Origin of the sequence: Rhizobium sp. WSM1274 (assembly GCF_025200775.1) — a bacterium.
GTDB classification, from domain to species: domain Bacteria; phylum Pseudomonadota; class Alphaproteobacteria; order Rhizobiales; family Rhizobiaceae; genus Rhizobium; species Rhizobium leguminosarum_I.
Map to the genome: position 1 here is coordinate 252,657 of NZ_CP104140.1, position 20,585 is coordinate 273,241.

Genomic DNA, 20,585 nt, shown 5'->3' on the forward strand with positions numbered 1-20,585 from the left:
AACCTCCATTTTAATGCGCGATACCGTGAGCGAAAAGCGGCGCGAACTTTGCGTCTCGATGAAGATTTCATATGGGAGGATGACATGGCGGCGAACGTCCGGCTTCTGGAAAACCGGTGGGATGAGGCTTACGCGGCAGGCCTCGATGAGCCTGGCAAACTGCTCTATCGCTCCAACCTGCTCGGCGCCGACAAGCGCATCACCAATTATGGCGGCGGCAACACCTCGGCGAAGGTGATGGAAACCGATCCGCTGACCGGCGGCAAGGTCAAGGTGCTCTGGGTCAAGGGCTCGGGCGGCGACGTCGGCACGATCAAGCTCGACGGTTTCGCGACGCTCTACCAAGACAAGCTGGAATCGCTAAAGGGCATCTACAAGGGTGTCGAGGACGAGGACCGCATGGTCGGCTTCCTGCCGCACTGCACCTTCAACCTGAATGCCCGCGCTGCCTCAATCGACACGCCGCTGCACGGTTTCGTGCCTTTCACCCATGTCGACCACATGCATCCCGATGCGATCATCGCGATCGCTGCATCGAGGAATTCCAAGGAATTGACGCAGCAGATCTTCGGCGACGAGATCGGCTGGCTGCCCTGGCGCCGTCCGGGCTTCCAGCTCGGCCTCGATCTCGGCGCTTTCGTTGCCGCAAATCCGAATGCCAAGGGCGTGGTGCTCGAAAGCCATGGCCTCTTTACCTGGGCGAACGATGCGAAAGCCTGCTACGAGCTAACGCTCGATATCATCAACAAGGCGATCGTCTGGTTCGCTGAAAAGACCGAAGGCAAGACGATTTTCGGCGGCGCGGTCACGCAGAGCTTGGCTGTAGCCGAACGCCGCGCCATCGCCGCCCGGCTGATGCCGGAGATCCGCGGCCGCATCGGCAAGCAGGAGCGCAAGCTTGGTCATTTCGACGATCAGGACGCCGTGCTCGAATTCGTCAATTCCAGCGATCTGCGCCCGCTCGGCGCGCTCGGCACCAGCTGCCCTGACCATTTCCTGCGCACCAAGATCCGCCCGCTGATCGTCGATTTCGACCCGGCCAAGCCGGATGTCGACGCGATCGTCGCCGGTCTCGACAAGGCGCTGGAGGACTACCGCGCCGACTACGCCCGCTACTACAACGACTGCAAGCATGACAATTCGCCCGCCATGCGCGACGCCAATCCCGTCATCTTCCTGGTACCCGGCGTCGGTATGCTGTCTTTTGCCCGCGACAAGGCGACGGCCCGCATTGCCAGCGAATTCTACGTCAACGCCATCAACGTCATGCGTGGCGCCTCGACGGTCTCCGAATATCAGGGACTGCCCGAGCAGGAAGCTTTCGACATCGAATATTGGCTGCTCGAAGAAGCCAAGCTGCAGCGCATGCCGAAGCCGAAGGGTCTTGCCGGCCGCGTCGCCTTCGTCACCGGCGGCGCCGGCGGCATCGGCCGCGCGACGGCCGCACGGCTCGTCGGCGAAGGCGCCTGCGTGGTGCTTGCCGATATCGATCAGGCAGCGCTCGAAGGCACCGAAGCCGATTTCGTCAAGAAGTTCGGCGCTGACGCCGTGCGCAGCGTCCGGCTCGACGTCACCAAGGAAGATGCGGTGATCGCCTCTTTCGCGGAAGCCTGCGTCGAATTCGGCGGCATCGATATTCTCGTCTCGAATGCCGGCATTGCCTCCTCCGCGCCGATCGAAGCGACCGAGCTGTCGACGTGGAACCGCAATATCGATATTCTGGCGACCGGTTATTTCCTCGTCTCGCGTGAAGCCTTCCGGCTCTTCCGCCGCCAGGCGCTGGGCGGCAACGTCATCTTCGTTGCTTCGAAGAACGGTCTTGCCGCCTCGCCGAATGCATCTGCCTATTGCACGGCAAAGGCTGCCGAAATCCATCTTGCCCGCTGCCTGGCGCTGGAAGGTGCGGATGCCGGCATCCGTGTCAACACCGTCAACCCGGATGCCGTCCTGCGCGGTTCGAAGATCTGGAGCGGCGAATGGCGCGAGCAGCGCGCCGCCTCGTCGAAGATCGAGGTGGACGATCTCGAGGAACATTACCGCAAGCGTTCGATGCTGAAACTCAACGTGTTTCCGGAAGATATCGCCGAGGCGATCTATTTCCTCGCATCGGACCTTTCGGCAAAATCGACCGGCAACATCATCAACGTCGATGCCGGCAACGTGCAGAGTTTTACGCGGTGATTTGATTGATGGCGGATGCGTCGGCCCCTCACCCTAACCAACGAAATGTTGGAGTGAGACGGAGACGGTGCGGCATATCACCTTCTCCCCGTCTGAACGGGGAGAAGGTGCCGGCAGGCGGATGAGGGGCTGTCCCACGACAAAGTCCCAATGTTTAAATTGCATAACCGGGAGGAAGACATGGCCGAATTCAGGATCGCGCAGGATCTGGTTGCGACGGATAACGACAAGCGGGTAGCCGCGCTGAAAGCCGACTATGAAGCGCTGGGCGCGACGCTTGCCCGTCGCGGCGTCGATATCGAGGCGGTCACCCGCAAGGTTGCGGAATTCTTCGTTGCCGTTCCCTCCTGGGGTGTCGGCACCGGCGGCACGCGTTTTGCCCGTTTCCCCGGCACCGGCGAGCCGCGCGGCATCTTCGACAAGCTCGACGATTGCGCCGTCATCAACCAGCTGACGCAGGCGACGCCGAACGTCTCGCTGCATATCCCCTGGGACAAGGCGGATGCTAGCGAATTGAAGGCCAAGGGCGACGCGCTCGGCCTCGGCTTCGACGCGATGAATTCCAACACCTTTTCCGATGCGCCCGGCCAGGCCCATTCCTACAAATACGGCTCGCTCAGCCACACCGACGCGGCGACACGGGCGCAGGCGGTCGAGCACAATCTCGAATGTATCGAGATCGGCAAGGCGCTCGGCTCCAAGGCGCTGACGGTCTGGATCGGCGACGGCTCGAACTTCCCCGGCCAGAGCCATTTCACCAAGGCTTTCGAGCGTTACCTCGCCTCGATGGCTGACATTTACAAGGCGTTGCCCGATGATTGGAAGCTGTTCTCCGAGCACAAGATGTACGAGCCGGCCTTCTATTCCACCATCGTCCAGGATTGGGGCACCAACTACCTGATCGCCCAGACGCTCGGTCCCAAGGCCTATTGCCTCGTCGATCTCGGCCACCATGCGCCGAACACCAATATCGAGATGATCGTCGCCCGCCTGATCCAGTTCGGCAAGCTCGGCGGCTTCCATTTCAACGATTCGAAATATGGCGATGACGATCTCGACGCCGGCGCGATCGATCCCTACCGGCTGTTCCTCGTCTTCAACGAACTGGTCGATGCCGAGCAGCGCGGCGTCAACGACTTCAACCCGGCCCATATGATCGACCAGTCGCACAATGTCACCGACCCGATCGAAAGCCTGATCAACAGCGCCAACGAAATCCGCCGCGCCTATGCGCAGGCGCTGCTCGTCGATCGCAGGGCGCTCTCCGGTTACCAGGACGACAACGACGCGCTGATGGCGTCGGAAACGCTGAAGCGCGCCTATCGCGCCGATGTCGAACCGATTCTGGCCGAAGCCCGCCGCAGGGCCGGCGGCGCGATCGACCCGATCGCCGTCTACCGCGCCAGCGGCTATCGCAGACAAGTGGCGGCCGAACGTCCGGCATCCGCTGCCGGCGGCGGCGGCATCATTTGAACGGCTGATTGTCTCGCATGGCCTGAAGCCATGCTGATTAGGGATGTGGGTTGCCGGCAGCGCAGGGGTGACGCGCTGCCGGCAACCTCGCCGTCTACGGCTTCCAGGCCCCGGCGATCTGGCGGGTGGCGATGTTCAGCCGGTTCCAGACATTGATGTTGGCGATGGCGATGACGAGTGCCGCAAGGCTCCTGCCGTCATAATATCGGGTCGCCTCGTCCCAGATATCATCCGACACCGGGTCGGCGCGGTCGCCGATGCGGGTCACCGCCTCGGTCAGCGCAAGGGCTGCCCGCTCGGCATCGCTGAAATAGGGCGAGTCGCGCCAGGCGCCGATGGCAAAGAGCCTTTCGTCGGTTTCGCCGAGCTTCTTTGCGATACGGGGATGACCGTCGACACAGACGCTGCAGCCGTTGATCTGGCTGGCGCGCAGGTTGACGAGTTCGAGCAGCTTCGGTGAAAGGCCGGATTCGGCCGGCACCTTGCTGAGAGCATTGAGCGCCTGCATGGCTGCGGGAAGGACGAGGGCGGGATTTCCCATTCGCTCCTGCATGACCATTTTTTCCTGCATGGTATGTCTCCTTGATGCGTTTATGGTTCGACGATCCGCCGGGTGTCACATCGGCCGGGTTTCATTCGTCATGGCCTTGACGGAACGCAGCGGAGGAATGTGACAAATGGACGAGAAAAAATGGCTGGCCGATGAGTTCGAGGCGAACAGAGCGCATCTGAGGGCCGCAGCCTATCGCATGCTCGGCTCGCGCAGCGAGGCGGAGGACGCCGTTCAGGAGGCCTGGCTGCGGCTCAGCCGCACGGACACGACAGGGGTCGGCAATCTCGGCGGCTGGCTGACGACGGTGGTGGCGCGCATCTGTCTCGACATGCTGCGCACCCGCAAGACCCGGCGCGAGGAGCCGCTGGAGGCGCCTGTTCATGGCGGGATCGCCGATCCCGCGAACGATCCCGAGCGCGATGCCGCCTTTGCCGATTCGGTCGGTCTGGCGCTGCTCGTCGCGCTGCAGACGCTGGCGCCCGCCGAACGTGTCGCCTTCGTGCTGCACGACATGTTCGATCTGCCCTTCGACGAGATCGCGCCGATCATCGGCCGTTCGTCCGGTGCCACCCGTCAGCTCGCAAGCCGCGCCCGCCGCCGGGTGCAGGGGGTGGACGAAGCGCCTGATGTCGATTTCGGCCGCAAGCGGACGATCGCCGAAGCCTTTCTGACGGCGTCGCGCAACGGCGATCTGGAAGGGTTGCTCGCGGTGCTTGCCCCTGATGTCGTCTTCCGGCCGGATGCGACGGCGGCCCGCTTCGGCACCATTGGCGAAACGCGCGGCGCGGCTCACGTGGCCGAAGCCTTCAAGGGTCGGGCGCAGGCGGCAGAAATCGCCATCGTCGACGGCGAGCTCGGATTCGTCGTGCAGATCAAGGGCCAGCTCCGCGTCGTGGTGGCGCTGACGATCGCCGAGGGCAGGATCGCCGCAATCGACGCCATCGCCGATCCGGATCACTTGGAACGGCTTGACTATTCGATTCTTCGGGATTGAAAATAAAGGCGAATTTACCGGATCTTCGAAAAAGGCGCGCTTCGCAAGGAGCGCACCGCTTACGTTTCGTCTATGCGACGACCGCGTCATTTTCCTTGACAGCTTCGTCTTCGGCTTTATTCTATTATAAAGCCTTATGTATCATAGTTATGGAATTTCCGATACGGCGCCCTGAGAGGCCATCTCTAGCTTCCATTGCTCTTCCATAATGACCCGGATGGCCGAGGCGTGATCCCGGTCCGAGACTTCGAAAGGAATGCATATCATGCCCGGCGACCAGGCGAAGAAGCCGCTTCTCCTCACCAATGTCAAACCAGTGGCTTTTGGTGCGGGCACACAAGAGCGGGCAATCGACATTCTCGTCAAGGCCGACGGCAGGATCGCCGAGACCGGTCCGTCGCTTTCTGTCTCGCAGGATGTTGTGCGCATCGACGGCAAGGGCGCCTTCATTTCGCCCGGCTGGGTCGACCTGCACGTGCATATCTGGCACGGCGGCACCGATATTTCCATACGTCCGTCCGAATGCGGCGTCGAGCGCGGCGTCACCACGCTGGTCGATGCCGGTTCGGCCGGTGAGGCGAATTTCCATGGCTTCCGCGAATATATCATCGAGCCCTCGCGCGAGCGCATCAAGGCCTTCCTCAATCTCGGCTCGATCGGCCTCGTCGCGTGCAACCGCGTCGCGGAATTGCGGGACATCCGTGATATCGATCTCGACCGCATTCTCGAAGTCTATGCGGCAAACAGCGAGCACATTGTCGGCATCAAGGTGCGCGCCAGCCATGTCATCACCGGGTCCTGGGGCGTCACCCCGGTCAAGCTCGGCAAGAAGATCGCCAAGATCTTGAAAGTGCCGATGATGGTGCATGTCGGCGAGCCGCCGGCGCTTTATGACGAGGTGCTTGAGATCCTCCGACCCGGCGACGTCGTCACCCATTGCTTCAACGGCAAGGCCGGGTCGAGCATCATGGAAGACGAGGACCTCTTCAACCTCGCCGAGCGCTGTGCCTCCGAGGGCATCCGCCTCGACATCGGCCATGGCGGCGCCTCCTTCTCCTTCAAGGTCGCCGAGGCGGCAATCGCACGGGGGCTTCTGCCGTTCTCGATCTCGACCGACCTGCACGGCCATTCGATGAATTTCCCGGTCTGGGACCTGGCGACCACGATGTCGAAGCTGCTCAGCGTCGGCATGCCTTTCGACAAGGTGGTGGAGGCCGTCACCCATGCGCCGGCATCCGTCATCAAGCTGTCGATGGAAAACCGGCTTTCGGTCGGCTCGCAAGCGGAGTTCACCATTTTCGACCTGGTCGATTCCGACCTCGAGGCGACGGATTCCAACGGCGATGTCTCGGTCCTCAACAAGCTGTTCGAGCCGCGCTATGCAGTGATGGGCGCCGATACCTTCACCGCCAGCCGCTATGTGCCGCGGGCGCGCAAGCTGGTGCGCCACAGCCACGGCTATTCCTATAGATAGGATCCGCTAAGGGGCGCAATGCTCAGCGATTGCGCCAACCCATCAGCTTTTCGATCCGTTCCGCTGAACTTCGCACATGCGCCGTATAGTGGTTCTCGTCGGAAAACGCCTTCTGTTCCGGCAGTACGATGGAAATAGTGGCGACGCACTGGCCGTCGCGATCGCAGATCGGCGAGGCGATGCAGGCAACCGCGTAATCGGATTCCCCCGCCTGGATCGACAGCCGCGACTCGAAGGCCTTGCCGGCGGCTTCCGACAACGTGCCTGGATCGATCTCGGCGCGGCCGGTCGGCGAAGAGCGGGCGCAGCGCTTGAACAGTTCGATGCGCTCCTGCTCGGCCAGGTGGCCGACGAGCAGGCGGCCGGAGGCCGTCCAGTTCAGCGGCACCCTTGTGCCGACGCGGGACGCCACCTGAAAATGGCTCGGGCCGTCGGCCATGGCCAGCACCAGCATATAGTCGCCGTCGCGGCCGCAGACCTGCACGGTTTCGCCGGCCTGGCGGCAGAGATCGTGCATTTCGTGGGTGGCGATGCTCATGAAATCCAGCGACCTGGCATACGCAAGGCCGTAATGGTAGAGCCGCGCGCCGAGCCAGATCGAGCCGTCCGCCTGACGTGTCAGCATGTTCTTCTCGACGAGATCGTCAACGATGACGTAAACGGTCGACAGCGGCGCCTTCACCGCCTTGGCGATGGCATAGACGCCGGCAGGCGATCCGGTCTCGTAAAGATGGTCGATCACTTGAAGCGCCCGGTCGATACCGCTGACACGCGCGCGGCGCGCGCCCTTGCCAGCAGCCTCGTCGGCAACGCCCTCATCTTCGGAGTAAACCGGGGGGGATGTCTTTCCGTCCAATTCCACGCACCTCATGAAAAACGCCGTTATGTTACATTACTATGGCATAGCGGTGGCTATGGCAAATCGCAACATCTTGTAGGTTGATCGTGTGGGCAGATGCGACAGCTCGGCGTGGAACAACAAGCCGCAGTCCGAGTTTGACCCCCTCAACCCAGGAGGTCATGATGCCAAATTATCCCACGCCACCTTTCCCCTCTCAGAAACAGCCGATGCCGGGTTTCACGGCACAGATGGACCCCGTTCCCGATCATGGCGAAAAAAGTTATCGCGGTTCCGAGCGGCTGAAGGGCAAGCGTGCGATTATCACCGGCGGCGATAGCGGCATCGGCCGGGCCGTGGCGATCGCCTATGCCCGTGAAGGGGCCGATCTGGTGATCTCCTACCTCGACGAGGACGAGGATGCCGACGAGACCAAGCGGCTCATCGAGCAGGCCGGGCGCAAGGCCATTCTCGTCAGCGGTGACATCCAGGATCCCGCTCACTGCAGGCAGATCGTCGAGACGGCGGTCAAGGAGCTCGGTGGGATCGACATTCTCGTCAACAACGCCGCGCATCAGGCAAGCTTCAAGAGCATCGACGAGATCAGCGATGAAGAGTGGGAACTGACCTTCAAGGTCAATATTCACTCGATGTTCTACCTGACCAAGGCAGCCGTCGCCCATATGAAGCCCGGCAGCGCCATCATCAATACGGCTTCGATCAATTCGGACAATCCGAACCCGACGCTGCTTGCCTATGCGACGACCAAGGGTGCGATCCAGAATTTCACCGCCGGCCTTGCTCAGCTTCTGGCCGAGAAAGGCATTCGCGCCAATGCGGTAGCGCCAGGACCAATCTGGACGCCGCTCATCCCTTCGACACTGCCTGAAGAAAGCGTCAGCAATTTCGGCAAGCAAGTGCCGATGAAACGGCCGGGACAGCCGGCCGAGCTTGCGACAGCCTATGTGATGCTGGCCGATCCCTTGTCGAGCTATATCTCCGGCACGACGATCGCGGTCACCGGCGGCAAGCCGATCCTCTAAAGCGCGTCGCGATCCTTGCGCTGCGCGACATGCTTTAAAGCGGCAAGGGCCGCCGTCTGGTTGTGACGGCAGCCCTTGACGGGGGCAGGGAGAGATCCCCAAGCTGTTCAGGCGGCTTCTTCAGCCGAAGCAGGGCATTGCCGGCAGATTGGCGCGGCTTGCAAGCGCTCCGATCATATTGCCCACCGAAGTCGAGCGCGGTTCGCGTTTGCGGGCGGCCGTCTCCAGGAGTTGCTTGAAGTCTTCAAGCTTTACGCCGTCGGCGCGCAACACCATGGCGATCAGGGGGTCGTGAAGGGCTTCGGATATCGTCAGGTCGTCTCTGGTCTTTCTCATGGTTGTCCTCCTTTCGTGGGCGGTCGCCCGTGTTCCACTTTCCGCTGCCATGCCCTCGGCATTGACTTTCGCGTTTTGTGGTGTTACCGGTAAGTAACAATGCATTTGTTACCGATCGGTCACATTGATGTCAAGGACTACGTCCGCAAAAAAATCAGAAACTTCGAATGAAATCTCCGCAGCCGTTCCAGAAGATCGCATCCCGCCGCGGGAGCGTATCGTCTCGACCGCCTCGGAGCTTTTCCGCGAGCGCGGCATCCGCGGTATCGGCGTCGATGCCATTGCCGACGCGGCTCTGACCAACAAGATGACGCTCTACCGGCATTTCGGCTCGAAGGACGAACTCGTCTGTGAGACGCTGCGCCGGGCCTCCGAAAAGGCGGGTACCATCTGGCGCGATCTGGAAGCGGCCTATCCCGGCAATCCGCGCGCCCAGCTGGACGCCTGGGTGGAGTTGCGGGCGCAATGTCTGAACGGCGAGCCCGCCGGTTGCGATCTTGCCAATGCTGCCATCGAGCTGAAGGGCGAGGGCCATCCCGCCCATGAAATGATCGAGCGGCACAAGGCCGAACAGCGTGATCGCCTGGCCGCGCTCTGTTCGGCGGCCGGCGCGCGCGAACCCCAGCTTCTTGCCGATACGTTGACGCTGCTGCTCGAAGGCGCGCGTGTCAGCCGCCAGGCTATGGGTGCTGCCGGCTGCTGCGGCCATTTCGCCAAGGCCTGCCATGCGGCAATCGCTTCTTTCGCCTGACCACCGCAAGTGTGGGAGGGGAACCTTACTGCTTCCATGCCGTTTTCACACTAACCCGAGAGCGATGTGGAGGCAGGGAGATGAACTACGTCTATCTCAAACGCCTGTATGCCAAACGCGCCGAGCTCGAAGCCAAGCTGGAGCTCCATGATGCGCGCTATTGTTTCGGCGAGGAAGAAGTCGATGATGGCACCGACAGCGATCTGCGTCAGCGGTTGAGCGAGATTTCCGAGGAAATCGCTACGCTGGAGAGCAGGCCGGGCCGCTAACTGTTTCATTTTGGAACGTGTTCAGATTCCAGGCCGGCCTGGCCTAAAATCATCCTGTGCTGGCGCTAAGGATTTCCATCGTCCGAGCGTCGAATTTTCCCTGATAGAAATGCTCGATCACCCGGTGGAAGGGCGAACCATGGTCGCTGATCGCGGCAAACAAGGTCATCGACGAGCGCAGCTTGAGGTCGTCGGGTGAGCCCAGGATTTCGTGCGCCGATCGGCCGTTCACGGACAGGATCGCCTCGACGCAGCGCAGCAGCCGGCTTGAGAGAATGGGATCGGCGAGATAGGCGGCGGCTTCCTCGGCCGAGCGGATCGCATATTTTTCGGCCATCGCCGACGTGCCGAGACCGGCGATCTGCGGGAAGATGAACCACATCCAGTGGGACGTCTTGCGTCCGGCTTTCAGCTCTAAAAGCGCCTGTTCGTAGACGCCGTTTTGGGCATCGATGAACCGATCGAGATTATAGTCAATTTCACCGGCCATGGTCCTTTTCCCTTTTCCTGCTGTCGATGCAGCCTGGGCCAAGGTCTCCATGCCCGGCGAGCTAGCTTTCCTGTTAGCAGACCCTCTCAGCGTAGGGGCTGCTGTCGCGGCAATGGCCGTAGGCCGGATGCGGCGGCATGTTATCGCCGCCCGTGACGGCAATGGCCGATGTCGTCATCGGGTCCGTATTGCCGGAAGAATGGGCGGCAAAACCCGCAAAGCTCAAGAGAACCAGCGCTCCGACCACGACAATGCGCTCGAAGGCCGAAAGTTTCTGGGCGCTGACATGGTCTACATAATCACGCTCGCCTAAACCGGCTGTTTCGTCTTCTTTTACATGAAGGGTCACCATATCCTGGCGACGGGTCAAAGTTTCACAATCTGTCATTTTTAATTACTCCTGCAACACATGCGGAGCCGGTCTCTTAAGAGCAGACTCTTACCCTCGCGCCGAACCGCTTCCGCATGCGTGCAGCATGTGTGTCTTCGATCGTGGTAATTGAAGGGGCGATATTCAAACTCAGTGTTCAAAAAATCGTACCAATAAATGCAAAATATCGTGAACCTCTGGTTCACCGGAATGATCCGGGGTAGTCCAGAGAGGAACATCTTTTTTCTGGATAGTCCCATGAGCAAATCCTTCGGCGCGATGTCGGTCGCGCAGCTTTCCGTCCTCATTCAAGCTGGCGCGGCCGATCCGGTCGAGGTGGCGGAGGCGGTCTTCGATTCCATCGCGCATTATGCCGACAAGGCGGTCTTCACCACACTGCTCGAAAGCCGGGCGATGGCGGAGGCACGCGCTTCGTCGCGACGTCTGCGGGAGGGGCGCTCGCTTGGATTGCTGGACGGCATTCCGATCGCCTGGAAGGATCTTTTCGACATGGAAGGCTTGCCGACGACGGCCGGTTCCGTCGTACTGGCAAAGGATATGCCGGCCAAGCGCGATGCGGCTGTCGTCGCTTTGCTCAGGCAGGCGGGCATGGTCGCCGTCGGACGCACCAATATGAGCGAATTCGCCTTTTCCGGCCTCGGCATCAATCCGCATTACGGCACGCCGGTAAATCCGCGCGGCACTGATCTCCCGCGCATTCCGGGCGGCTCGTCCTCGGGCGCTGGTGTCGTCGTCGCTGCCGGATTGGTTCCGGTCGCCATTGGCACCGATACTGGCGGCTCGGTGCGTATTCCCGCCGCCTTGAACGGCATCGTCGGCTACAAGGCGACGCGTGGCCGCCACGCGATGGCAGGCGTCTATCCGTTGGCAAAGAGCCTGGATTCGCTAGGACCGCTCTGCCGCAACGTCACGGACGCGGTCTGGATCGATGCGGCGATGCGTGGCCTGACCGCGCCTGATGTCGTTGCGCATCCCCTGCAAGGGCTGGAACTCATCGTGCCTGAAAATGTCGTCTTCGACGGAGCGGAACCCGGCGTCGTCGCCGCGTTCGAGGCGGCTTTGGAACGTCTTCAAAAGGCCGGCGCCAAGGTTGCCCGCACCGTCATCCCCGCCTTCGACGAAATCTTCGAGCTGATGACGAGATATGGTCCGCTGGTCACGGCGGAGGCTTTCGCACTTCATCAGGAACGCTTGGCCGGACCGGACGCGGACAGGATGGATCACCGTGTCGTCTTGCGTACCCGTCTCGGAAGCAAGACGACGCTGCCCGATTACCTCAGAATCCTCGAGGCGCGCAGCCGCCTGATCGCCGATGTCGAGCTCCTGGTCGGCGACCGGCTGCTCGCCTTTCCCACTGTCGCCCATGTCGCGCCGCCGATCGGGCCGCTGGTGCAGGATGACGAGCTGTTCTTCGCGACGAACAACAAGACGTTGCGCAACACCGCGCTCGGCAATTTCCTCGACTGGTGCGGCGTTTCCATTCCGTGCGGCACCGGCGAGGCTGGCATGCCTGTTGGACTGCTGCTTTCCGCCACGGCCCATCGCGATGAGGCGCTCCTGGGGATCGCCCTTGCCGCCGAGCCGGTCATCCGCGACGACTTTGCCTGAATTGGCAATTGAACCGCCGGGAATTAGTTGCCATTGATGGCGTGAGGAGATCCCGGAGGAAAGCAAGTGCAGGTTTTGCAAAACGGACGTTTCGCGGTTTCGACATGGTCGCTGCATCGGCTGCTTGGCGCCGTTCACGCCTATAGTCCCGATCCCGACAAAAGCGCTGCGCCGAAAGAGCCCTATGGCCCAGGCGGCGCGGTGCTGATCGACGTGCCGGCGGCGCTTACGGCACGTGGCGTCAACCGGCTGGAGGTCTGTTCCTTCCATCTGCCGAGCCTCGACGCCGCCTATATAAGCGAATTGCGCGAGGCGATGGTGGCCTCGAACGTGTTGTTCCAGACGCTGCTGGTCGAGGACGGCGATCCGAGCCATCCCGAGACCGCCGAACGCGACGTCAGATGGATGGCGGAGTGGATCGACATCGCTGCAGCCCTCGGGGCGCAGAGGATGCGCGTCATAGCCGGCAAGCAGAAGCCGACGGAAGAAAACCTCGCCCGCGCCGCCCGCCATCTGAACTGGCTGGCCGAAAAGGCGGAAGGCAGCGGCGTACGTGTCGTCGTCGAGAACTGGTTCGACCTGCTGCCGTCCCCCGTCGAGATGAACTGGCTGCTGGACCGGCTGGATGGCAGGGTCGGCCTCAACGGTGACCTCGGCAACTGGGCGGCGCCGGCGAAATATCAGGGCCTTGCCGATATCATGGGCCAGGCGGAAATCTGCCATGCCAAGGCCGATTACGGCGTTAGCGGCCTCGACGCCGAGGACTACCGCACGTGCCTGGAGATGTGCGAGAGGGCCGGTTATGCCGGTCCCTTCACGCTGATCTACGACTCGTCCTTCTTCCCGGATGAATGGGACGGCATCCTGCTGCAAAAGACGTTCATCGAGGATTTCCTGCGCGAGTCGCCGGCGCGCAGGACGGCTTAAATCAGAAGCACTTCTCGCTCATCCCTAGAGCATGATGCCGAAAAAGTATGAGCGGTTTTCGGACGACATCATGCTCTAACGACATAATGTAGAACAGGATTCAGATTTTAGGCCGACCCGGCCTAAAATCATCCTGTTCTAGCGCGGGAACCTTTGGTTTTCCTCCAGCACGTTCAGATCCATGTGATTGCGCATGTAGCGTTCCGAGGCTTTCTGCAACGGCTGATAGTCCCATGGATAATAGGCCCCATTGCGCAGCGCCGCGTAAACCACCCAGCGGCGCGCCTGGCTTTCGCGCACGGCTGCGTCGAAATCGGCAAGGTTCCAGCGCCGGCCGGCCTGTTCGACAAGCCTTGCCAAAATCTCGGCATGCGCCGGATCGGCCGCCAGATTGTCGAGCTCCTGCGGATCGGCCTCGAGATTAAACAGCATCGGCGGGTCCTTCTCGCAAAGCGAGAGTTTGTATCGTCCGTCCCGGATACAGACGAGCGGCGCCTCGGAACCCTCTGCGGCATATTCCATCGGGACCGGGCCGCGGCTGCCGGTGCCTTGGGCAAGCGCTGCGAGATTCTCGCCCTCGGTCCATGGCTTCAGCGAGGCGATATCGATCCCGGCAAGTCCTGCCAGCGTCGGCGTCACGTCGAGCGTGGAGACGGGCTGGTCGATCCGTCTGGCCTTCCAGCCGGGTGCTGCAATCATCAGCGGAACGCGGGCCGATCCTTCGAAGAAGTTCATCTTGAACCAGAGGCCGCGATCGCCGAGCATGTCGCCATGGTCGGAGGCGAAGAGGATGATCGTGTTTTCGGCCATGCGGGTCCGTTCGAGGACGCCAAGAATGTCGCCGATCTTCTCGTCGACATAGGAGATATTGGCGAAATAGCCGCGCCTTGCCCGCCTGATCTGCTCATCGCTGATGTCGAAAGCATCGTGATCGCAGGCTATCATCAGGCGCTGAGAGTGCGGGTCCTGGCGCTCGAAGGCAATCGGCGCTACCGCCGGGTCAAGTGCCGGGCAATCCTCATAGAGGTCCCAGAATTTGCGGCGCGCGACATAGGGGTCGTGCGGATGGGTGAAGCTGACGGTCAGGCACCAGGGGCGCTCGTCGTGTCCGCGCGAGAGATCGAACAGCTTGCGGGCGGCGTGGTAGGCGACCTCGTCGTCATACTCCATCTGGTTGGTGATCTCGGCAATGCCGGCGCCGGTGACCGAACCCAGATTGTGATACCACCAGTCTATGCGTTCGCCGGGCTTGCTATAATCCGGCGTCCAGCCGAAGTCGGCCGGGTAGATGTCCGTCGTCAGACGCTCCTCGAAACCATGCAACTGGTCGGGGCCGACGAAATGCATCTTGCCGGAAAGTGCGGTCTGGTACCCGGCCGCGCGCAGGTGATGCGCATAGGTCGGCATGTCAGAGGCAAATTCCGCCGCATTGTCATAGACGCGGGTTCGGCTTGGCAATTGTCCGGACATGAAGGAGGCCCGCGCCGGTGCGCAGAGCGGGCTTGCGGTATAGGCGTTGGTGAAACGCACGGAACGCTCCGCCAATGATTTCAGATGCGGCGCATGCAGGAAATCGGCAGGGCCATCGGGAAAGAAAGTGCCATTCAACTGATCGACCATCAGGATGAGGATATTCGGACGCGCCATGTGAAATTGTCTCCTGTGGTCTCAGAGGCCGGGGGGCCGATGAGGGGAACGTCCCCCTAGCTATTTGCAGATCTTATCAAAGCCAGTATCATCATGCCTGTAAAGCTGGATTTTTTCGATGGTTGTCAAAAGGAATTTTTATGCCAGACCGCCCGCCTGAGCTGGGATGGATGCGCATTTTCGCGGAGGTCGCAAGGCTCGGCAGCTTTTCGGCCGCGGCGGCAGGTCTCGGCCTTACGCAGCCGGCCGTCAGCTATCAGATTCGGCGGCTGGAAGAGCAGTTCGGCGTCGCCCTGCTGCGCCGCCAGCACCGCGGCGTCGAGTTGACCGCGGAAGGAGAGCGGCTTTTCCAGGTCGCCGCCAAAACGGTCGGTGATATCGATGCCCTGGCGCGCAGTTTCCGCACTGAGGCTCAAAGGCCGGTCGTCAGACTGAGAACCGACTATGCCTTTTCAGCGCTTTGGCTGATCCCGCGCATGCACGGCTTTCGCCTGCTTCACCCGGAAGCGGATATACAGATCGTCGCGACCCAGAGGCTTGAGCCCGGCTTTCGCGACGACGCAGATGTGGTGGTGGTTTTCGGGACGCGGGCGGAATTCGGCGCCATCGGATCGCTTCTGCTGCAGGAAAAGGTCGTGCCCGTCTGCACGAAAGGCTTTCTCGATCGCAACGGCCCGTTCGACGATCCGCAGCTTCTTGCCAAGGCGATCCTGATCCATCTCGACTCGCCGACGCCGCCGCCCTGGTTCGATTGGCGAAGTTATCTTGCCGAATTCTCCGTTACTCGCGATCTCCATGCCGGCCGCGGTGATGTCAGTTTCAACACTTACTCGTTGGTCGTCCAGGCCGCTCTCAGCGAGCAGGGCGTGGCGATCGGCTGGATGGGGCTGGTCGATACGCTTCTTTCCACACATATGCTGGTGGAAGCCGGGCCGCCGCTCGAGGCGCCCGACCGCGGTTACTGGCTGATACCGCCGCGATCGGCAAATATTGATAGCGAGAGGCTCAGCACGTGGCTGGTGGATGAAGTCGGCAGGACCTGACGTTCGGACCAAGGCCGGCGCGCCATTGCATCCGGAATATGTTCGCGCTCACGAGAGAAGCCTTGTCATGACTGGCGTCGATCGACATTGTGGCATCGATTCATAAGGAAGGGCCGAAACATGTCGCGAACCGTCGGATACATCGTTGGACTGCTCATGATCCTCCTGGGACTGATCTGGATCGCCCAGGGAAGCGGCTATTTTCCCTATCCCGCGTCCAGTTTCATGATCAACCAAAGCATCTGGGTTCTCTGGGGAAGCATCATGGTCGTCGCCGGGCTCGCTGTGACAATTATTATTTCACGGCTGCGCCGGAGAGGATGAGCCGGCAACCCGTGCACGGCTTTGAGGGAATTCGACATCGACGAGTTCCTCGAGGTGAAATATCTGGCCGCTGGCGGCCTGTCGAATTGAGGAGAATGGCATGAGCGCAGCTGATATCGACGGATTTGCGGACAGGATCAGGCAGCACCGGGGCGGCATGATCTCCGCCTGGATCGGTATTCCCGACGCTACGCTCGCCAATCACCTGGCGCAGGAGGCCTTCGACACCATCGTGCTGGATATGCAGCACGGCATGTGGGACATGCCCTCGGCAGCGAACGCCGTTGCCCAGGTGCGCCTTGCCGGCAAGCCGGCGCTGGCGCGCATTCCGGTCGGTGATTTCGCGTCCGCCTCGCGCCTGCTCGATGCCGGCGCCTCTGGCATCATCGCGCCAATGATCAATTCGGCCGAAGACGCGCAAGCCTTCGTCAAGACCACCAAATACCCGCCTCTCGGCGAACGCAGCTGGGGACCGTCGCTGGCGCTCAACCATACAGGCCTGTCGGCCGATGATTATCTGAAGAACGCCAATGCGCTCACCGTCGCCGTCGCCATGATCGAGACCCGGGCAGCCCTCGAGGCGATCGACGGCATCCTCGGCGTTGCCGGCATCGATGGCATTTTCATCGGCCCTTCCGACCTTTCGATCGCGCTGTCGAACGGCGATCAGGTGGCGCCGAACGCCGCCGAGATCGACAGCGCCATGCAGCATGCGGTTTCGCGCTGCCGTGCCCATGGCAAATTCGCCTGCGCCTTCGCCGGTGACGGCGAGCGGGCTGGCGAACTGCTGAAGTTCGGCTTCGATCTGGTCATTGCCGGCGCCGAGACCGCGCAGTTGCGCTCCGGCGCCCGCCGCGCCATCAATGCCGCCCGCAGGATCGCTTCTGCTTGAGCGTCATTTCACCGATTTGACGGCCAGCCAGATGACGTGGCGGGCGCCGCCGCGTTTGCCGTTGGCGCGCGTGTTGACCGCATCGACGGAAAAACCGCTATCCTTGAGACGCCGCGTGAAATCCGGGTCCGGACCGGACGACCAAACGGCGAGCACGCCGCCTGGGCGCAACGCGTCGCCGGCGGCGCGAAGGCCGGCAAAATCGTAGAGCCGGTCGTTGGATTTGCGGGTCAGGCCATCAGGACCGTTATCGACATCGAGCAGAATGGCGTCATAGGCGGCCTTGCCGGTGCGGATCGCGTCGCCGACATCGCCCTGATGGATGCCGACCCGCGGATCGTCGAGACAGCCCTTGAAGACCTCGGCCATCGGCCCGCGTGCCCAGGCGACGACGGCCGGCACCAGTTCGGCGACGGTGACGCCGGCATCTTCGGGAAGGACGGCGAGGGCGGCGCGCAGGGTGAAGCCCATGCCGAGGCCGCCGATCAGGATCCGCGGCTTCGGGTGCGCCTTGATCCGATCCCAGGAAAGGGTCGCCAGTGCCTCCTCCGAGCCGCTGAGACGGCTGTTCATCAGCTCGTTGGCGCCGAGCATGATCGAGAACTCGCTGCCGCGCCGCTTCAGCCGCAATTCGCCGTATTCACCGGGAATGGTCGCGGAATCGAGCTGGATCCATGGCAGCATGACGGCTTCGCCTCTTATGAAAGGGACTGTCCCCTAGCATAGGGCAGGCGACGAGGCCAGCAAGCCGCTTCAGATCATCCGCACCGACGGGTCCGCCCAGCTCTTGTAAAGCTCGCCCAATGGCCGGCCGTTTCGGTCGGCATGTTTGGTTGAGCGAGTGCCTATTCGCCGCCTTTCCAGAGTGCATGAAAATGCTGGACAGGTCCATGGCCGGAGCCGACGGTGAGGTAACCGGCAGCCGCGACCGCGCCGGCGAGGTAATCCTTGGCGATGGCGACGGCCTCCCGCGCCGAAGCGCCCTTGGCAAGCTCGGCCGCCAGCGCGCTGGACAGCGTGCAGCCGGTGCCGTGGGTGTTCTTGGTCGGCACGCGCCTGGCTTCGAACCAGTGCAGACCGGCGGCGGTAGCAAGCACGTCAGGGCTCTCGTCGCTGTCGAGATGGCCGCCCTTGACCAGCACCGCGACCGGGCCAAGCGCCAGCAGGCGCTCGGCCTGCGCCGCCATGTCAGCGCGGTTTGTCGCGACCGGCTGGTGCAGCAGGGCGGCGGCTTCCGGCAGGTTCGGAGTCAGAAGCGTGGCAAGCGGCAGCAGCCGGCGGGTCAGGACGTCGACCGCTTCGGGCGCCAGTAGGGCGGCTCCACCCTTGGCGATCATGACAGGGTCGATGACGATCGGAATGTCGCGGTGGTCGGTCAGCGCACCGGCAACGGCGTCGGCGATGCCGGCATTGGCGATCATGCCGATCTTGACGGCATCGACGCGCACATCGGCAAAGACGGCATTGATCTGATCGGCGACGAATTGCGGCGGCACCAGATGCACGCCGCTCACCCCTTGCGTGTTCTGCGCCGTCAGCGCGGTCAGCACCGCCATGCCGTAGACGCCGCGGGCGGAAAAGGCCTTGAGGTCGGCCTGGATGCCGGCGCCGCCGGAGGGATCGGAGCCGGCGATCGAGAGAACGTTGCGGATCATGCGCGGGCCTTTCGAATTTCTGCGGCGATGCGGCGGGTGGCCGCTTCGGGGTCGGGCGAACCGCAGATGGCGGAGACGACGGCAAGCCCCCGGGCGCCGGCGGCGAACACCTGGCCGACATGATCTACCTTGAGCCCGCCGATCGCGACGGATGGCACCGGCGAGGCCTTGACCAGCCTTGCAAGGCCGTCAAAGCCGATCGGCTGCTTGTGATCGGCCTTGGTCGGTGTCGCAAACACCGGCCCGACGCCGGTATAGTCGACCAAGCCAGGATCGACGGCGTTCGCAAGCGCCTCGCTCTCGACCGACAGGCCAAGGATCATCTCGGCACCGACCATGGCCCGCGCTCTGCGCGCATCCATATCCTCCTGGCCGATGTGCAGGCCATCGGCGCCGATGGCGATGGCCGCCTCGACGTCATCGTTGACGATGAGAAGCGCGCCCGTCCCATCCAGCGCCTGTTTCAAGGCGCGGCCGGTCTCGATCATCCTGATGGTGCCGGCATTTTTGTCACGCAACTGCACCATGGTGGCGCCGCCGGCAACGGCAAGGCGCGCTGTTTCGACCATGCCGATCCCGGCGCAGAGATCGGGGTCGAGGACGAGATAGAGCGAAAGGTCGAAAGCCTTCATGCGGCTGATATCCTTGCCCGGGCATCCAGCGTTTCGGCGTCGAGCGCGGCCAGCGCATCGAGGAAGCGCCAGGAGAAGGAGCCGGGGCCGGCCGCCCCAAGGGCGGCCTCCTCGCCGGCGATGGCGAAGGTTGCAAGGGCTGCGACCGTCGCGCCGAAGATATCCTGAGGTGCCGTCGCGGCAAAGGCGCCGACGAGGCAGGTGAGCGAGCAGCCGAGTGCCGTGACCTGCGGCATCAGGACCGATCCGCCTTCGATGCGCACGGCCCGCTCGCCGTCGGTGACGAAATCCACGGCGCCGGTTACGGCGATGACCGCCCGCTGCCGCTCGGCAAGCCATCGCGCCGAACCTTCCGCTTGCTCGACCGGGTCGCGGCTGTCGACCCCCTGGCCGCGGCTTTCTCCGCCGGCAAGCGCGATGATCTCGGACGCGTTGCCGCGGATGATGGTTGGGCGCAGCGCCAGCAGTTCGGCGACCGCATTGCGGCGGAAGGCGGTGGCATAATGGGCGACCGGATCGAGCACCCAGGGTTTGCCGGCTGATGTCGCCGCCTTCGCAGCCGCCTGCATGCCGTCGATCCATTGCGTCGACAGCGTGCCGATATTGATTGTCACAGCGCTGGCGATCGCGGCGAATTCGCCGGCTTCTTCCGCGGCATGCACCATGGCGGGCGAGGCGCCTGATGCAAGCAGGACATTCGCGGCGATGTTCATGGCGACGTAATTGGTGATGCACTGAACGAGCGGCGGCTTCTCGCGCATCGCCTTCAGCATCGCTCCTGGTGTGGTCCTGGTCTGCATATGGCCCCTTTCAGGCGGGGGCGGGCACGGGGCGGTTCATGCGGACGGTGCCGCGGCCCCGAGCGACTCCCTCCGCCGGCATTATCCGGTTCAGGTTCGAAGGGTGCTTCTCAGCCCGTCTGTCGACGAACGCCCCTGTCTCTCATCACGCCCTTTTTCGCAGAGAACGGGGCGGATGTCATCTCGAAAATGACAGTCCTGCGGCTGCGCCGCGCGATGACGATGAACGATTTTAAGAGATGCGCACCCCGCGGATAATCTCTG

The 20,585-nt window shown here is 62.5% G+C and carries 22 protein-coding genes and 1 riboswitch; of the genes, 12 read left to right on the forward strand and 10 right to left on the reverse strand.

All coding sequences use genetic code 11. The features are described from left to right. Positions 1-84 precede the first annotated feature (84 nt). Complete coding sequence (locus N2600_RS30960) at positions 85-2,181, forward strand: bifunctional rhamnulose-1-phosphate aldolase/short-chain dehydrogenase (RefSeq protein ID WP_260299514.1); 2,097 nt, start codon at positions 85-87, stop codon at positions 2,179-2,181. A 180-nt stretch (positions 2,182-2,361) separates the two neighbouring features. Continuing rightward, entirely contained in the window at positions 2,362-3,654 is a 1,293-nt protein-coding gene (gene rhaI / locus N2600_RS30965) for an L-rhamnose catabolism isomerase (RefSeq protein WP_260299515.1), read from the forward strand. Between the two features lie 94 nt (positions 3,655-3,748). Here the strand turns inward: rhaI and N2600_RS30970 are convergent, their stop codons facing one another. Further along, on the reverse strand, positions 3,749-4,207 hold the full coding sequence (locus N2600_RS30970) for a carboxymuconolactone decarboxylase family protein (RefSeq protein WP_260299706.1): 459 nt from the start codon (positions 4,205-4,207) through the stop codon (positions 3,749-3,751). Positions 4,208-4,331: 124 nt separating this feature from the next. On the opposite strand from N2600_RS30970, the gene N2600_RS30975 reads away from it, so the two are divergent. Together N2600_RS30975 and N2600_RS30980 are read left to right on the forward strand one after the other, a co-directional pair. After that, on the forward strand, positions 4,332-5,201 hold the full coding sequence (locus N2600_RS30975) for a sigma-70 family RNA polymerase sigma factor (protein ID WP_260299516.1): 870 nt from the start codon (positions 4,332-4,334) through the stop codon (positions 5,199-5,201). Positions 5,202-5,466: 265 nt separating this feature from the next. Beyond that, positions 5,467-6,675, forward strand: coding sequence for an amidohydrolase/deacetylase family metallohydrolase (locus tag N2600_RS30980; protein ID WP_260299517.1), 1,209 nt, complete (start codon positions 5,467-5,469; stop codon positions 6,673-6,675). Positions 6,676-6,697: 22 nt separating this feature from the next. Here the strand turns inward: N2600_RS30980 and N2600_RS30985 are convergent, their stop codons facing one another. Further along, positions 6,698-7,546, reverse strand: coding sequence for an IclR family transcriptional regulator (locus N2600_RS30985; RefSeq protein WP_162115318.1), 849 nt, complete (start codon positions 7,544-7,546; stop codon positions 6,698-6,700). 152 nt (positions 7,547-7,698) lie between these two features. Between N2600_RS30985 and N2600_RS30990 the strand changes: the two genes are divergently transcribed. Further along, positions 7,699-8,556 (forward strand): SDR family oxidoreductase, encoded by an 858-nt coding sequence (locus N2600_RS30990; RefSeq protein WP_260299518.1) that lies wholly within the window; start codon positions 7,699-7,701, stop codon positions 8,554-8,556. A 120-nt stretch (positions 8,557-8,676) separates the two neighbouring features. Here N2600_RS30990 and N2600_RS30995 read toward each other — a convergent pair whose 3' ends face one another. Further along, a complete protein-coding gene (locus N2600_RS30995; protein WP_222360358.1) occupies positions 8,677-8,892 on the reverse strand; it encodes a hypothetical protein in 216 nt (71 codons plus the stop codon). A gap of 127 nt (positions 8,893-9,019) precedes the next feature. Here N2600_RS30995 and N2600_RS31000 point away from each other — a divergent pair, with 127 nt between their 5' ends. Both N2600_RS31000 and N2600_RS31005 read left to right on the forward strand, forming a co-directional pair. After that, positions 9,020-9,643, forward strand: a complete 624-nt coding sequence (locus N2600_RS31000; RefSeq protein ID WP_017968388.1) for a TetR/AcrR family transcriptional regulator — start codon at positions 9,020-9,022, stop codon at positions 9,641-9,643. A gap of 80 nt (positions 9,644-9,723) precedes the next feature. Continuing rightward, positions 9,724-9,912, forward strand: coding sequence for a hypothetical protein (locus N2600_RS31005; protein ID WP_003547852.1), 189 nt, complete (start codon positions 9,724-9,726; stop codon positions 9,910-9,912). 49 nt (positions 9,913-9,961) lie between these two features. On the opposite strand, the gene N2600_RS31010 is transcribed toward N2600_RS31005, so the two are convergent. Beyond that, on the reverse strand, positions 9,962-10,402 hold the full coding sequence (locus N2600_RS31010) for a DUF1810 domain-containing protein (RefSeq protein ID WP_162115321.1): 441 nt from the start codon (positions 10,400-10,402) through the stop codon (positions 9,962-9,964). A 73-nt stretch (positions 10,403-10,475) separates the two neighbouring features. Beyond that, positions 10,476-10,754, reverse strand: a complete 279-nt coding sequence (locus N2600_RS31015) for a hypothetical protein (protein ID WP_260299707.1) — start codon at positions 10,752-10,754, stop codon at positions 10,476-10,478. Positions 10,755-11,030: 276 nt separating this feature from the next. Here N2600_RS31015 and N2600_RS31020 point away from each other — a divergent pair, with 276 nt between their 5' ends. Both N2600_RS31020 and N2600_RS31025 read left to right on the forward strand, forming a co-directional pair. Then, positions 11,031-12,401, forward strand: coding sequence for an amidase (locus N2600_RS31020; RefSeq protein WP_260299519.1), 1,371 nt, complete (start codon positions 11,031-11,033; stop codon positions 12,399-12,401). A gap of 66 nt (positions 12,402-12,467) precedes the next feature. After that, positions 12,468-13,328 (forward strand): sugar phosphate isomerase/epimerase family protein, encoded by an 861-nt coding sequence (locus N2600_RS31025; protein WP_260299520.1) that lies wholly within the window; start codon positions 12,468-12,470, stop codon positions 13,326-13,328. Positions 13,329-13,466: 138 nt separating this feature from the next. On the opposite strand, the gene betC is transcribed toward N2600_RS31025, so the two are convergent. Further along, on the reverse strand, positions 13,467-14,975 hold the full coding sequence (gene betC / locus N2600_RS31030) for a choline-sulfatase (protein ID WP_260299521.1): 1,509 nt from the start codon (positions 14,973-14,975) through the stop codon (positions 13,467-13,469). A gap of 140 nt (positions 14,976-15,115) precedes the next feature. On the opposite strand from betC, the gene N2600_RS31035 reads away from it, so the two are divergent. The 3 genes from N2600_RS31035 (at position 15,116) to N2600_RS31045 (ending at position 17,234) form a co-directional block, all read left to right on the forward strand. Continuing rightward, positions 15,116-16,018: a choline sulfate utilization transcriptional regulator gene (locus tag N2600_RS31035; RefSeq protein ID WP_075225523.1), complete on the forward strand. Its 903-nt coding sequence runs from the start codon at positions 15,116-15,118 to the stop codon at positions 16,016-16,018. 120 nt (positions 16,019-16,138) lie between these two features. Further along, entirely contained in the window at positions 16,139-16,342 is a 204-nt protein-coding gene (locus tag N2600_RS31040; protein ID WP_026154593.1) for a hypothetical protein, read from the forward strand. A 100-nt stretch (positions 16,343-16,442) separates the two neighbouring features. Next, positions 16,443-17,234: an HpcH/HpaI aldolase family protein gene (locus N2600_RS31045; protein ID WP_162115326.1), complete on the forward strand. Its 792-nt coding sequence runs from the start codon at positions 16,443-16,445 to the stop codon at positions 17,232-17,234. A gap of 3 nt (positions 17,235-17,237) precedes the next feature. Here the strand turns inward: N2600_RS31045 and N2600_RS31050 are convergent, their stop codons facing one another. From N2600_RS31050 to thiM, 4 genes are all read right to left on the reverse strand, one after another. Beyond that, complete coding sequence (locus tag N2600_RS31050) at positions 17,238-17,918, reverse strand: spermidine synthase (protein WP_170277703.1); 681 nt, start codon at positions 17,916-17,918, stop codon at positions 17,238-17,240. A 161-nt stretch (positions 17,919-18,079) separates the two neighbouring features. Next, positions 18,080-18,889, reverse strand: a complete 810-nt coding sequence (thiD, locus tag N2600_RS31055) for a bifunctional hydroxymethylpyrimidine kinase/phosphomethylpyrimidine kinase (RefSeq protein ID WP_260111844.1) — start codon at positions 18,887-18,889, stop codon at positions 18,080-18,082. Next, positions 18,886-19,521 (reverse strand): thiamine phosphate synthase, encoded by a 636-nt coding sequence (gene thiE, locus N2600_RS31060; RefSeq protein ID WP_260111845.1) that lies wholly within the window; start codon positions 19,519-19,521, stop codon positions 18,886-18,888. Before thiE ends, thiD begins: the two co-directional genes overlap by 4 nt. After that, positions 19,518-20,321, reverse strand: a complete 804-nt coding sequence (gene thiM / locus N2600_RS31065; protein WP_260111846.1) for a hydroxyethylthiazole kinase — start codon at positions 20,319-20,321, stop codon at positions 19,518-19,520. Before thiM ends, thiE begins: the two co-directional genes overlap by 4 nt. 50 nt (positions 20,322-20,371) lie before the next feature. Further along, positions 20,372-20,468: riboswitch (TPP riboswitch) on the reverse strand. Between the last annotated feature and the right edge of the window lie 117 nt (positions 20,469-20,585).

What these genes read in the sequence shown, in the direction of transcription:
- N2600_RS30960 (WP_260299514.1), top strand. Translation starts at nt 85, where the DNA reads ATGGCGGCGAACGTCCGGCTTCTGGAAAACCGGTGGGATGAGGCTTAC.
- rhaI (WP_260299515.1), top strand. Translation starts at nt 2,362, where the DNA reads ATGGCCGAATTCAGGATCGCGCAGGATCTGGTTGCGACGGATAACGAC.
- N2600_RS30970 (WP_260299706.1), bottom strand. Translation starts at nt 4,207, where the DNA reads ATGCAGGAGCGAATGGGAAATCCCGCCCTCGTCCTTCCCGCAGCCATG.
- N2600_RS30975 (WP_260299516.1), top strand. Translation starts at nt 4,332, where the DNA reads ATGGACGAGAAAAAATGGCTGGCCGATGAGTTCGAGGCGAACAGAGCG.
- N2600_RS30980 (WP_260299517.1), top strand. Translation starts at nt 5,467, where the DNA reads ATGCCCGGCGACCAGGCGAAGAAGCCGCTTCTCCTCACCAATGTCAAA.
- N2600_RS30985 (WP_162115318.1), bottom strand. Translation starts at nt 7,546, where the DNA reads ATGAGGTGCGTGGAATTGGACGGAAAGACATCCCCCCCGGTTTACTCC.
- N2600_RS30990 (WP_260299518.1), top strand. Translation starts at nt 7,699, where the DNA reads ATGCCAAATTATCCCACGCCACCTTTCCCCTCTCAGAAACAGCCGATG.
- N2600_RS30995 (WP_222360358.1), bottom strand. Translation starts at nt 8,892, where the DNA reads ATGAGAAAGACCAGAGACGACCTGACGATATCCGAAGCCCTTCACGAC.
- N2600_RS31000 (WP_017968388.1), top strand. Translation starts at nt 9,020, where the DNA reads ATGTCAAGGACTACGTCCGCAAAAAAATCAGAAACTTCGAATGAAATC.
- N2600_RS31005 (WP_003547852.1), top strand. Translation starts at nt 9,724, where the DNA reads ATGAACTACGTCTATCTCAAACGCCTGTATGCCAAACGCGCCGAGCTC.
- N2600_RS31010 (WP_162115321.1), bottom strand. Translation starts at nt 10,402, where the DNA reads ATGGCCGGTGAAATTGACTATAATCTCGATCGGTTCATCGATGCCCAA.
- N2600_RS31015 (WP_260299707.1), bottom strand. Translation starts at nt 10,754, where the DNA reads ATGGTGACCCTTCATGTAAAAGAAGACGAAACAGCCGGTTTAGGCGAG.
- N2600_RS31020 (WP_260299519.1), top strand. Translation starts at nt 11,031, where the DNA reads ATGAGCAAATCCTTCGGCGCGATGTCGGTCGCGCAGCTTTCCGTCCTC.
- betC (WP_260299521.1), bottom strand. Translation starts at nt 14,975, where the DNA reads ATGGCGCGTCCGAATATCCTCATCCTGATGGTCGATCAGTTGAATGGC.
- N2600_RS31035 (WP_075225523.1), top strand. Translation starts at nt 15,116, where the DNA reads ATGCCAGACCGCCCGCCTGAGCTGGGATGGATGCGCATTTTCGCGGAG.
- N2600_RS31040 (WP_026154593.1), top strand. Translation starts at nt 16,139, where the DNA reads ATGTCGCGAACCGTCGGATACATCGTTGGACTGCTCATGATCCTCCTG.
- N2600_RS31045 (WP_162115326.1), top strand. Translation starts at nt 16,443, where the DNA reads ATGAGCGCAGCTGATATCGACGGATTTGCGGACAGGATCAGGCAGCAC.
- N2600_RS31050 (WP_170277703.1), bottom strand. Translation starts at nt 17,918, where the DNA reads ATGCTGCCATGGATCCAGCTCGATTCCGCGACCATTCCCGGTGAATAC.
- thiD (WP_260111844.1), bottom strand. Translation starts at nt 18,889, where the DNA reads ATGATCCGCAACGTTCTCTCGATCGCCGGCTCCGATCCCTCCGGCGGC.
- thiE (WP_260111845.1), bottom strand. Translation starts at nt 19,521, where the DNA reads ATGAAGGCTTTCGACCTTTCGCTCTATCTCGTCCTCGACCCCGATCTC.
- thiM (WP_260111846.1), bottom strand. Translation starts at nt 20,321, where the DNA reads ATGCAGACCAGGACCACACCAGGAGCGATGCTGAAGGCGATGCGCGAG.